This window comes from Gordonia sp. KTR9, from assembly GCF_000143885.2.
Classification (GTDB): domain Bacteria; phylum Actinomycetota; class Actinomycetes; order Mycobacteriales; family Mycobacteriaceae; genus Gordonia.
On the sequence record NC_018581.1, the window covers coordinates 2,455,337 to 2,466,640 of the forward strand.

The following is an 11,304-nucleotide window of genomic DNA, read 5'->3' on the forward strand; positions in this document are numbered from 1 at the left end:
GGTCGGGCGATGTGCTCACATGGAAGGCGTGGATCAGACAATTCCGGTGGACGAGCTCGCCACGGTCGCCCATGCCGTGGCTCAGGAGGCCGCCGCGCACGTGCGTCGCCGCCGCCCCGAATTGTTCGGCGCGACACCGGGACACGGCGAACCGCCGGCATCCGGGACCCCGGACACGCGATCGTCGACGGTGCGACCGGTGTCGACCACGTCGACGGTGCAACCGGTGTCGACCAAGTCGACGGAAACCGATCCGGTCACCCTCGCCGACACCGAGACCGAACGCCTGATCCGTTCGCTGCTCCGCCGCGCGCGTCCCGACGACGAGGTGCTGGGGGAGGAGGACGGCGGCAGCCGCGCGGTGCCCTCCGGCGTCCGATGGGTCGTCGACCCGATCGACGGCACCGTCAACTTCATGTACGGCGTCCCGGCCTATGCCGTCTCGGTGGCGGCGCAGGTCGACGGGCGGTCGGTTGCCGGGGTCGTCGTCGACGTCGCCCGCGACGTGACCTACGGCGCGACCCTCGGCGGGGGAGCCTGGGCGGCAGACGCGACCGGAGTCCGGCGGACGTTGCGCTGCACGTCGGTCGAACGAGCCGAACTGGCATTGGTGGCAACGGGTTTCGGGTATGACGCGGCACGGCGCAGGCAGCAGGGCCGCATCGTCGCCGAACTGCTGCCCCGCGTCCGGGACGTCCGTCGCATCGGTGCCGCGGCCCTCGACCTGTGCATGGTCGCCGCCGGCGCCGTCGACGCCCACTACGAACACGGTCTGAGCCCGTGGGACTGGGCGGCCGGAGGACTGATCGCCGCCGAGGCCGGTGCGGTCGTCCAGATGCCGCCGCCGGACTCGCGGGCCGACGAGGGGCACATCACCGTCGCCGTCGCGCCCGGCGTGGCCGACGAATTCCTCGCGCTGCTGGACGAACTCGACGCCCGCCGCCCGCTCGCCTGACGGCTCCCCGGCGCACACCCGGCGGCGGGGAACCTCTCGGCGAACCTCAGCAGGGAGCGGAATGCACGGCCTCGACGAGCACCGGGTCGACACCGCTCGCCGGGTTCTTCGGATCCGCCGACCGGAGCGCCTCCAGCGCGGCCTGTGCGTCCTGGGACATCTCGTCACCCGAATGGTGGGTACCGAGCGCGACGTCGACGGCTGTCCCGCGGCGGCCGTCATCGACCAGCTGTGCGCACGGGAACGCGAGCCACGTGGCGGCGGCCGCGGCGCGTCCCGCGGGCCCGAAACGGATCTGCGCGACGCAGTTAAGGTCCCGGTTGGGGTACACGGGGTCATCGGCATAGGGGGTGTCCGGCACCGGGGTGAACCCCTGCGCGGTGAGGTCGTCGGACACCGTGCGGGCCGCGCCGCGTTCGTCGGAGGCGTTGAGGACCCGCACCCCGAAGGTCGACAGCGGTGCCGGCGCGACCCCCAGCATCTCGTCGCGACCGACGACCGTGAGTGCCGGCGGTGCGGGAGGCGCGGGTGCACCGGCCTCCACCGACGTCGGCGGAGTCGGCTGATTGCACGCTGTCGGTACGGATTCGGTGTCGCCGCCGCCCAGCGCGACCGCCCACACCACCACTCCGACGACCATCAGGACGACGACCGTGATGATCGCCGGTGCATAGCGGCGCCGACGGTAGGGTCGGCCCTGCTCGTCTGTCGGATAGCCGGACGTAATCTTCGACACCACCGTGGACTGGCTCCTCACTGGGCGTTGCGTGATCTCGGATCACTGTAGAGGGTGGCCTCGCGGTGGACCGCATGCCTCGCCGGGAGCGAGGTCACCGGAGCGCTCCGAGGTGTCTGTCGGCGCCGGAGCGAAACTTACCGACGAGTTGGGTCCAGCGTATTGACCATGCACGAGGTGTCCACTATGCTACGGGCGCCCGCGCTTCCAGACCCGGGATGCGCCCGATATCGAACCGTGATCGAAATCACGCAATACGTCTGTTCCTCTGGTACGAATCTCGCCCGAGACGACGTTGCACTGACCCCATCGGTAAGACAATCCCGGTGGTGTCGTGCGCAAGAACACCCGGGTGACGACGCCAGCGCCGTCACCGTGAGCGCCCCTCACACTCTCGACAAGTTAGGCACAGAATGGCTACAGATTACGACGCGCCACGGCGGACGGAGACCGAGGACCTCAACGAGGACTCGCTCGAAGAGCTGAAGGCGCGACGCAGCGAGGCTCAGTCCTCGGCGGTGGATGTCGACGAGAGTGACACCGCGGAGTCCTTCGAACTCCCCGGAGCAGATCTCTCCGGTGAAGAGCTGTCGGTGCGAGTCATCCCGAAGCAGGCCGACGAGTTCACCTGCACCAGCTGCTTTCTCGTCTATCACCGCAGTCGGCTGGCCGAAGAGAACGGAAGCTCGCTCATCTGCGTCGACTGCGCCTGAGCAGGTTCGCAGCCAGCGGATGACCGCTGATGAAAGGGGCCGACGCCGAACACGGCGCGGCCCCTTCGTCGTGTCCTGGGTTCAGGCGGTGGGTTCCGGGCGGTCGGCCGCGGCGTCGTCGATGCCCAGCGCCGCGAGGAGTTCGGCCGGGCGGCGGGTGGAGACGAGCCAGTAGGGAGTCGGGTCGTCCGGGTCGTCGAGGACGAGGAGCACCATCGTCTTCACCCAGGACCGGTGGACGAGATAGGCGGCGGGGTCGAGCTGGCGGCCGAGCGCCGCGCTCTTGGCCGACGCCGGGACCGTCGCCCCGCGGGCCACGACGGAACGTGGCAGAACGGCGCGGTGGGCGTGCAGTTCCCCACCCGGGGTCACCCGGATACGGGTACGGCTCATCGTCCACAGCATCACCGCGCACAGGACGCCGGTGGCGACGTACCCGATGATGCTCCAGGCGCTCCCGCGTGCCGACAGCTGGATCTCGTAGCCCACCACGCCGGTGAGGACCACGGCTGCGAGCCACCACCACCAGGGCACGTACAGACGCTCGTCGAACCGATCGGCGGTCGAGTCGGTGACATCGGCGTTGCGCCCGGTGGGTGCGGGGGAGGCGTCCGACGTGCCCCCGGGGTGCTCGGGCGAATGATCTGCGGTCACGTGACCAGCGTAGTCTGCGTCCGTGACCCCAGATCTCCCCCCTGTGCAGCCCTCCGCCGCGGCGCCGATCGCGGTCCGTCGCCTCGACCCCGATCTGCCCCTGCCGACCAGGGCGCACCCGGGTGATGCGGGGGTCGACCTCTATTCGACGATCGATCTCGAACTGCCGGCCGGACGCCGTCAGCTCGTCGGAACCGGGATCGCGGTGGCGTTGCCGTTCGGCACCGTCGGGCTGATCCACCCGAGGTCGGGCCTCGCCGCGCGGGCCGGCCTGTCGGTCGTGAACACCCCCGGGACCATCGACGCCGGCTATCGCGGGGAGATCAAGGTCTGCCTGATCAACCACGACCCGGAGCAGACGATCTCGATCGCGCGCGGCGACCGCATCGCCCAGCTGATCGTGCAGCGTGTGGAGTTGCCCGACTTCGTCGAGGTCGACGAGCTTGACGACACCGCCCGGGGCGACGGCGGTTACGGATCGAGTGGCGGTTCGGCGATTCTCGCCTGACCTCCGCCCGTCGGGAGTCGATTACTGTTTTCCGTGTGTCCGGCGGATCGTTGTCGCCGGCGGTGACGAACGAGGAGTGACGCGATGGCACAGGACGGATCAGAGGAGTTGCGGGTCGGTCAGGCGCGCGGTCCCTACGACATCGACGCGCTGGCCACCCGGCCGCAGGAACTCGAGAACTCCCATCTCGACCTCGGTTCGGTGCTGGTGCCGGTGGTCGAGGGCGGCCAGGTCACCGTCGAGATGTCCGAGGCCCACCAGCCGCAGAACGTGTACCTGGTGACCCCCATCGGCCGGATCTCGGTGAGTGCGTTCGCCGCACCCAAGTCTCCCGGGATGTGGCGCGAGGTGGTGCGGGAACTGGCCGGCTCGCTGCGCGACGACGGTGCCGCCACGAGCGTCGAGGACGGACACTGGGGACGCGAGGTGGTCGCCGAGAAGGATGGCGTCACCCACCGTTTCATCGGGGTCGACGGGCCGCGCTGGCTCGTCCGGTGCGTCGGCAGCGGGCCCACCGCCAACGCCGACGATCTCGCCCGGCTCAGCCGCGCGGTGCTCGCCGAGACCGTCGTCCGACGCGGTTCCGAACCCTTCCCCCCGCGTGACCCACTGCCGATCGTGTTGCCCCCGGTGCTGGCCGAGCAGGTCGCGGCCGCCCAGCAGCAGATGTTCGCCGATCCCGCCGCCGGACAGGATCCCCAGGCCGCCCCCGCGGACCAGGCGCCCGCCGCCGGGAACGACGCGGACTCGACCGAGGAGCCGGGGCCGGTCGCCGGTGGCGCGCTCGACCAGGTCGCGCACGCCACCGTGTACGGCGACAACACCTACCGCGACGACGCCGACACGGCGGTGGCCGACGCGGACGCGCCGCCCGCCTCCGAGCCGGCGGCCGACACCGCGGATGACGACGACCCGCAGCCGCCGTCGTCGGGCTCGGCGATGCAGCGTTTCCTCCGCCGTCGCTGACCCGAGGTCACCGCTCCGGGTCGGTCAGACGGATGAGCCCGTCCCGCGCGCCGGCCCCGAGCAGACCCGGGTCGCGGCCCCAGTCGTCGAGGCTCACCTCCACGAGGGCCGATCGCGGTGCAGCCGCGTGCCATTCACGGGCGACGGCGATCGGGTGGACCGGGTCGTCGGGAGCCGCGACGATCGCGAGCGGCGCCGCGAGTCCGGCGATCTCGGTGCCGACGGGGGCGCGGTAGCCGGCCGCCTCGCGCAACATGGCGGCGAGGCCCGGATGCAGGCGCCGCCACGACCGGGACAGTTCCGTCGCGAGCCAATCCGGGCTGCTGCCGGCCATCGCGGCGATCGTCGCCTCGAGTCCGTCGCGCTCGAGCGACTCGGCGGTGGCGACCGCACTGGCGGCGGCGGGGGCGGTGCGGGCGTCGCCGCTCCAGGCGGGCAGCGCGGCGAGCACCCCGGCGCATCGTCGCCCGCCGTCACGCAGGGCCCAGTCGAGCGCGATCGCGGCCCCGATCGAGACGCCGCCGACCACGATCGAACGATGCGCTCGCGCGGCACGATCCAGCCCGCGGAGGTGACCGTCGATCAGCGACGTCGTCGGCTCCAGGGCGATGAGCTCGATGCCCAGGTCAGCGGCGGTTCCGCCGAAGGCGCGGGTGACGTGGTCGGCGTCCGAACCCGTCCCGGGGATGACGACCAGAGCGGTCGGAGGCGGGCGGAGCAGACCGTCGGTGCCGGGCATCAGAGCATCATCCCCTAGTGTGTCCCGGGGCCCCGCGCAGACCCGAGACCGCGGCGGCCCGGCACCGCGGAATGCCCCCGCGGTCGTCTACGTTGTCACTGGCCGAGGCCGGGGTCTACGCTGGCGGACAGGTCACCGATCACTCGTTCGGCGACCAACGGTCACCGCTCTGCACAGCCCGCGGTGCCGGCCGAAATCCATTGGGAGGGTCGAGATGCCCACTGCCGGCTATCTCAAACGACTTACCCGTCGGCTGACCGAGGATCTCGGTGACGCCGACGCAGAGAAGATCGCCGAGGAATCCAAGGCGACGGGTGCCCAGCGCGCATCCGAGTGCTGCCGAGGTGACGAGGTCACCATGCACGGCGAGCTCCGTGCCGTCGAGACGTGTTCACGCTCGGCCAAGGCGGGTGTGAAGGCCGAGTTCTTCGACGGCTCCGACGTCGTGATACTCAAGTGGCTCGGCCGCAACCGCATCACCGGGATCGAACCCGGCCGCAAGGTCACCGTCCGCGGACGGCTCGCCGAGCAGGACGGGCACAAGGTGATCTACAACCCCTACTACGAACTGCACGGCGTCGACGAGTGACCGACTCCGACTCGACCGCCTCGACGGACTCCGATCCCGACCAGCCGGCCTCGGAGCGGACGACGCCCACGGTTCTCGAACAGATCGGCGGCGTCTCGGGTCTCGTCTACTCGACGGTGCCCGTGGTGGTGTTCGTCCCCGTCAACTCCTTCGCCGATCTGCGCACAGCCATCTATGCCGCCCTCGGTGTGGCGGCACTGCTGTTCGTCGTGCGCCTGGTGCGCCGCGAACCACTAACGCCCGCGATCTCGGGGCTGCTCGGCGTCGCGATCTGCGTCTTCATCGCCGACCGGGTCGGGGACGCCAAGGGCTACTTCCTCTTCGGGATCTGGAGCACCCTGGTCTACGCGATCGTGTTCGCCGTCTCCATCCTGGTGCGATGGCCGCTCATCGGCGTGGCGTGGCACCTGGTCAACGGCGAGGGATCGAGCTGGCGCAAACAGCGGTCCATCCTGCGTGCCTACGACATCGCCACCGCGCTGTGGGCCCTGCTCTTCGCGGCGCGCTACCTCACCCAGTCGGAGCTGTACGACGACGGCGCGACCGGGTGGCTGGCGTTCACACGCATCGCGATGGGATGGCCGCTGACAGCTCTCGTGGTGCTCGCGACGATCCTCCTGGTGCGCCGTGCCCAGCGCGCCGAGGCGGCACGCGCCGAAGCCTCGGCCGACGCCGGGATCACCGCACGATCTGCATAGCCTCGTAGAGGGCGGGTTCGGCCTCGACCGGGGCGATGAAGATCAATTCGTCGCCGCCCTCGATCGGGTCATCGCGCTGGGGGACGATGACCCGGCCGCCACGCAGGATCGCGACCAGTGCCGCGTCCCGGGGGAGCTCCAGCTTGCGCACGGGCTTGCCCGCGAGCGGTGTGTTCGACGGCAGGGTCAGTTCGACGAGGTTGGCCTGTCCCTGCCGGAACGTCATCAGCCGGACCAGATCGCCGACGGACACCGCTTCCTCGACGAGGGAGGCGAGTAGCCGAGGGGTCGAGACGGCGACGTCGACGCCCCAGTCCTCGCCGAAGAGCCATTCGTTGCGGGGATCGTTGACCCGGGCGACGACCCGGTTGACCGCGAACTCGGTCTTCGCGAGGAGGCTGACGACCAGGTTCGCCTTGTCGTCGCCGGTCGCGGCGATCATCACGTCATAGGTCTGCAACTGCGCGTCTTCGAGATTCGCGAGCTCGCACGCGTCGGCGAGCACCCAGTTGGCGCCGGTGACGGCGTCGGTGTCGATGTGGCCGGCGTTGCGCTCGAAGAGCGTGACCTCGTGGGCATTCACCAGCAGTTCGCGGGCGATGGACCGCCCGACCGCGCCGGCTCCGGCGATGGCGACCTTCACTTCGGGACTCCTTCGGCCCGGGTCATCCGGACTCGTTCTGGATGAACGGCTCGGCAGCGAGGCCGCGGGCGTTCTTGAGATTGTCGAGCATGACCGCTCCGTAGATCACATCGTCTTGTTGGACAACGGTTTTGGCATCGGGCAGGACCGCGCGTCCGACGCGGCTGAGAAACACCACCCGAGCCCCGGTCAGTTCCTGGAACTTGGCCACCGAGATCCCGATCCAGGACTCGTCGACGTCGATCTGGGCGATGGCCAGTGAACCGGACGGGTCGCGCCACGCCATCGTCGTCGTCTCACCGAGCGCCGAGACGAACCGTTCGGTCGTCCACGGCACGGTGGCGACCGTCGGGATCCCGAGACGCTCGTACACCTCGGCGCGCTTGGCGTCGTAGATCCGGGCGACGACGCGCTCGACATCGAATGTCTCGCGCGCCACCCGCGCCGAGATGATGTTCGAGTTGTCCCCCGAGGACACCGCGGCGAACGCGTCGGCGTGCTCGATGCCCGCCTTGACGAGGATCTCCCGGTCGAACCCCACCCCGGTGATCGTGCGGCCCGCGAAATCGGGACTCAACCGCACGAACGCGCTCGGATCGCGGTCGATGATCGCGACGTCGTGTCCGCGCTTCTGCATCGCCATCGCGAGCGAGGATCCGACCCGCCCGCAACCCATGATGACCACCTGCACGGCATTCCTCTCCACATGCGGCTCGTCTGCCGCGAGTCGAACCTACCCGGCCCGGCGCCAACGCTCTAGGGTTGCCTGGTGTCCACCGTCTCCAAGGTGTCCGTCGCGACCAAACGCCTCCTGCTCGGCAGGCCGTTCCGCAGCGACACACTAGGTCACACGCTGCTGCCCAAGCGGATAGCCCTGCCGGTGTTCGCCTCCGACGCGATGAGCTCGGTGGCGTACGCGCCGCAGGAGATCTTCCTGGTCCTCTCCGTGGCCGGCATCAGCGCGCTCGCGTTCACCCCGTGGGTGGCGATCGCGGTCGCGGTCGTCATGACCGTGGTCGTGGCCAGCTATCGGCAGAACGTGCACGCCTATCCCTCGGGAGGTGGCGACTACGAGGTCGCGACCGTCAACCTCGGCCCCAACGCGGGTCTCACCGTCGGCAGCGCCCTCCTCGTGGACTACGTGCTCACCGTGGCGGTGTCGGTCACGTCCGCCGCGGAGAACATCGGCTCGGCGATCCCGTTCGTCGGCGAGCACAAGGTGTGGTTCTGCGTCGGCGCGATCATGCTTCTCGCCGCGGTCAACCTGCGCGGCATCAAGGAGTCCGGCGCAGTGCTGGCCATCCCGACCTACGGGTTCATCATCGGCGTGCTGGGCATGCTCGTCTGGGGCTTCACCGAGATCTACGTGCTCGGGCAGGACATCCAGTCCGAGACCGCCGACTTCGGCATCGTGCCCGAGCAGGACAATCTCACCGGGCTGGCGCTGATCTTCCTCGTCGCCCGGTCGTTCTCCTCCGGTTGTGCGGCGCTCACCGGGGTCGAGGCCATCAGCAACGGGGTGCCGGCGTTCCGGAAACCGAAGTCGCGCAACGCCGCGACGACGCTGCTGCTGCTCGGCGCCTTCTCCATCACGCTGCTGCTGGGCATCGTGCTGCTCGCGGGCAAGATCGGTGCGAAGTACGTCATGAACCCCGAACAGGACCTGATCGGGGCCCCTGACGGCTACCAGCAGAAGGCGATGATCGCCCAGCTCGCCCATGCCGTGTTCGACTCGTTCCCACCCGCCTTCTTCTTCGTCGCCACGGTCACCGCACTGATCCTGCTGCTGGCCGCGAACACCGCCTTCAACGGGTTCCCGGTGCTGGGTTCGGTACTCGCGCAGGACCGTTACCTGCCGCGTCAGCTGCACACCCGCGGCGACCGCCTCGCCTTCAGCAACGGCATCCTGTTCCTCGCGATCGCCGCGATCATCTTCGTGGTCGCCTTCGGCGCCCAGGTGACGGCGCTGATCCAGCTCTACATCGTGGGTGTGTTCGTCTCGTTCACGTTGAGCCAGACCGGCATGGTGCGGCATTGGACCCGCTTGTTGCGCACCGAGACCGATCCGAACGCGCGTCGTCGGATGATGCAGTCCCGGGTGGTCAACTCCGTCGGCCTGGTGATGACCGCCACCGTCCTCGTCGTGGTGCTGTTGACCAAGTTCACCGAAGGGGCCTACATCGCGGTGATCGCGATGGTCTCCCTGTTCGTGATGATGAAACTCATCCATCACCACTACGCATCGGTGCAGCGGGAACTCGACCGCGCCGAGGAGGACGACGAAGCGGTCCTGCCGAGCCGCACGCATTCGATCGTGCTCGTGTCCAGCCTGCACATGGCCTCCAAACGTGCACTGCGCTATGCCCGGGCGACGCGGCCGGACGTCCTCGAGGCGATCACGGTCAACGTCGACGACCGCGACACCCGCAAACTCGTCTCCGAATGGGAGGCCAGCGACATCACGGTGCCGCTCAAGGTCATCGCGTCGCCGTACCGCGAGATCACCCGGCCGGTCATCGAATACGTGCGCCGGGTGCGCCGCGAATCGCCGCGCGACGTGGTCACCGTGTTCATCCCGGAGTACGTCGTCGGGCACTGGTGGGAACAGATCCTCCACAATCAGTCGGCGTTGCGCCTCAAGGGGCGTCTGCTGTTCGAGCCCGGCGTGATGGTGACCTCGGTGCCGTGGCAGCTCACCTCGTCGGACCGGCGCAAGGAGGACCGCGCGTACTGGGCGCCGGGCGAGACCCGTAGGGCGCTGGGCGAACCCGAGCGGCGACCGTGACGGGGTCGGGACCGGCCCGTCGTGTCGAGGTCACCGTCGACCGCCCCGCCAACGGTGGTGAGGCGGTGGGGCGCGCCGACGGTCGGGTCGTGTTCGTCCGCGGGGCGATCCCGGGCGAACGGGTGGTCGCCGAGATCACCGACGACCGGCACGACTCGTATTGGCGCGCCGACGCGGTGGAGGTGCTCGACGCCTCGCCGCACCGCGTGCCGTCGCCGTGCCCGGCGGCGGCAGCCGGAGCCGGCTGCTGTGATCTCGGCCACGTGGCACCCGATCATGCCCGGGACCTGAAACAGGCTGTGCTGCTCGATGTCCTGGACCGGGTGGGGCATCTGCCGCGCGACGTCGTCGCCGGCACCGAGCTGGCGAGCACCGGGGTGCGGCGTCTCGCGGGCGCCGACACCGGCTGGCGAATCCGTACCCGCCTGGCCGTGGACGCCCAGGGGCGGCCGGGGCAGTCGGCGTTCCGCGGGCGGCAGGTCGTGACCGAGGTCTGCGTGCAACCCGCGCCCGGGATGCTCGACGGTCTGGCCGAGAGCCGATTCACCCCGCACGCCGAACTCGCCGTGGTGCTCGACGCCGACGGTGCGCGGCACGTCACCGAGCTCGCACCGGTCGAGAGGCCGCGTCGGAGCCCCGCAGGCAGCCGGCGTCGGGCTCAACAGAACCGCGTCCGACGGTCGCGGACCCGGGCCCAGGTGATCGTCGAGGGTGGCGCGAGCGCGGTCCAACGCGTCGGCGGGAGGTCGTGGGCCATCCCGGTCGCGGGATTCTGGCAGGCGCACCGCGACGCACCGCGGGCCTACGCCGAGACCGTCGTCGACCTCGTCGACGCGCACCTCGGGGCGCGGCCGCGGGTGGCGTGGGATCTCTACGGCGGCGCCGGGGTGTTCGCGGCCGCGCTGCTCGACGGCGCCGCGGGTGGTCTGGAGGCCGTCCACATCGTCGACTCCGATCCGGCCGCCCTCGACGCCGCCGACCGCGCCTTCGCCGACGACGGCGACCGCGTGCGCACCCACCGTGGGGAGGTCGCGGCCCGGATCGCGGACCTGGACGACCGGCCGGACGTGGTCGTGCTCGACCCGCCCCGGACGGGGGCGGGCGAGCGGGTGATCGCCGCGGTCGCCGACGCACGGCCGGGCATCGTGATCCACGTGGGCTGCGACGCCGCGCGGTTCGCACGTGATCTCGGACTCTTCGCCGAGCGCGGATTCCGCGTCGCGGAGATCCGCGGTTTCGACGCGTTCCCGCTGACACACCACGTGGAGGCCGTGGCCTGCCTGCTCCCGCCCGCTCACGGGTGAGAGAACGCAGGACG

13 protein-coding genes are annotated in these 11,304 nt (G+C 70.2%); 8 read left to right on the forward strand and 5 right to left on the reverse strand.

Features of this window, described 5'->3' with window-relative positions:
* Positions 1–19 precede the first annotated feature (19 nt).
* Entirely contained in the window at positions 20–955 is a 936-nt protein-coding gene (locus tag KTR9_RS11935) for an inositol monophosphatase family protein (protein ID WP_044506542.1), read from the forward strand.
* Positions 956–1,001: 46 nt separating this feature from the next.
* Here KTR9_RS11935 and cei read toward each other — a convergent pair whose 3' ends face one another.
* Positions 1,002–1,694, reverse strand: coding sequence for an envelope integrity protein Cei (gene cei, locus KTR9_RS11940; protein WP_014926572.1), 693 nt, complete (start codon positions 1,692–1,694; stop codon positions 1,002–1,004).
* A 410-nt stretch (positions 1,695–2,104) separates the two neighbouring features.
* On the opposite strand from cei, the gene KTR9_RS11945 reads away from it, so the two are divergent.
* Entirely contained in the window at positions 2,105–2,404 is a 300-nt protein-coding gene (locus KTR9_RS11945; protein ID WP_004018846.1) for a DUF4193 domain-containing protein, read from the forward strand.
* A gap of 81 nt (positions 2,405–2,485) precedes the next feature.
* Here the strand turns inward: KTR9_RS11945 and KTR9_RS11950 are convergent, their stop codons facing one another.
* Positions 2,486–3,058, reverse strand: coding sequence for a DUF3093 domain-containing protein (locus KTR9_RS11950; protein WP_014926573.1), 573 nt, complete (start codon positions 3,056–3,058; stop codon positions 2,486–2,488).
* 22 nt (positions 3,059–3,080) lie between these two features.
* Between KTR9_RS11950 and dut the strand changes: the two genes are divergently transcribed.
* Together dut and KTR9_RS11960 are read left to right on the forward strand one after the other, a co-directional pair.
* A complete protein-coding gene (gene dut, locus KTR9_RS11955; protein WP_014926574.1) occupies positions 3,081–3,566 on the forward strand; it encodes a dUTP diphosphatase in 486 nt (161 codons plus the stop codon).
* Between the two features lie 84 nt (positions 3,567–3,650).
* Entirely contained in the window at positions 3,651–4,532 is an 882-nt protein-coding gene (locus KTR9_RS11960; RefSeq protein WP_014926575.1) for a DUF3710 domain-containing protein, read from the forward strand.
* 7 nt (positions 4,533–4,539) lie between these two features.
* Here KTR9_RS11960 and KTR9_RS11965 read toward each other — a convergent pair whose 3' ends face one another.
* Complete coding sequence (locus KTR9_RS11965; RefSeq protein ID WP_014926576.1) at positions 4,540–5,271, reverse strand: alpha/beta hydrolase; 732 nt, start codon at positions 5,269–5,271, stop codon at positions 4,540–4,542.
* Between the two features lie 214 nt (positions 5,272–5,485).
* On the opposite strand from KTR9_RS11965, the gene KTR9_RS11970 reads away from it, so the two are divergent.
* The gene (locus KTR9_RS11970) at positions 5,486–5,860 is read left to right on the forward strand and encodes an OB-fold nucleic acid binding domain-containing protein (RefSeq protein ID WP_010840889.1); all 375 of its coding nucleotides are present in this window, start codon (positions 5,486–5,488) and stop codon (positions 5,858–5,860) included.
* A complete protein-coding gene (locus KTR9_RS11975; RefSeq protein WP_014926577.1) occupies positions 5,857–6,558 on the forward strand; it encodes a DUF3159 domain-containing protein in 702 nt (233 codons plus the stop codon). The genes KTR9_RS11970 and KTR9_RS11975 overlap by 4 nt, the downstream gene beginning before the upstream one ends.
* Here KTR9_RS11975 and KTR9_RS11980 read toward each other — a convergent pair.
* Complete coding sequence (locus KTR9_RS11980; RefSeq protein ID WP_010840891.1) at positions 6,539–7,201, reverse strand: potassium channel family protein; 663 nt, start codon at positions 7,199–7,201, stop codon at positions 6,539–6,541. The two genes, KTR9_RS11975 and KTR9_RS11980, sit on opposite strands and share 20 nt — an antisense overlap.
* Positions 7,202–7,223: 22 nt before the next feature.
* Entirely contained in the window at positions 7,224–7,892 is a 669-nt protein-coding gene (locus KTR9_RS11985; protein ID WP_010840892.1) for a potassium channel family protein, read from the reverse strand.
* Positions 7,893–7,970: 78 nt separating this feature from the next.
* Here KTR9_RS11985 and KTR9_RS11990 point away from each other — a divergent pair, with 78 nt between their 5' ends.
* Positions 7,971–9,986 carry an APC family permease gene (locus KTR9_RS11990; protein ID WP_010840893.1) on the forward strand — a complete coding sequence of 672 codons (2,016 nt, stop codon included), beginning with the start codon at positions 7,971–7,973 and terminating at the stop codon, positions 9,984–9,986.
* Positions 9,983–11,290, forward strand: coding sequence for a class I SAM-dependent RNA methyltransferase (locus tag KTR9_RS11995; protein WP_014926579.1), 1,308 nt, complete (start codon positions 9,983–9,985; stop codon positions 11,288–11,290). Before KTR9_RS11990 ends, KTR9_RS11995 begins: the two co-directional genes overlap by 4 nt.
* The last annotated feature ends 14 nt before the right edge of the window (positions 11,291–11,304 follow it).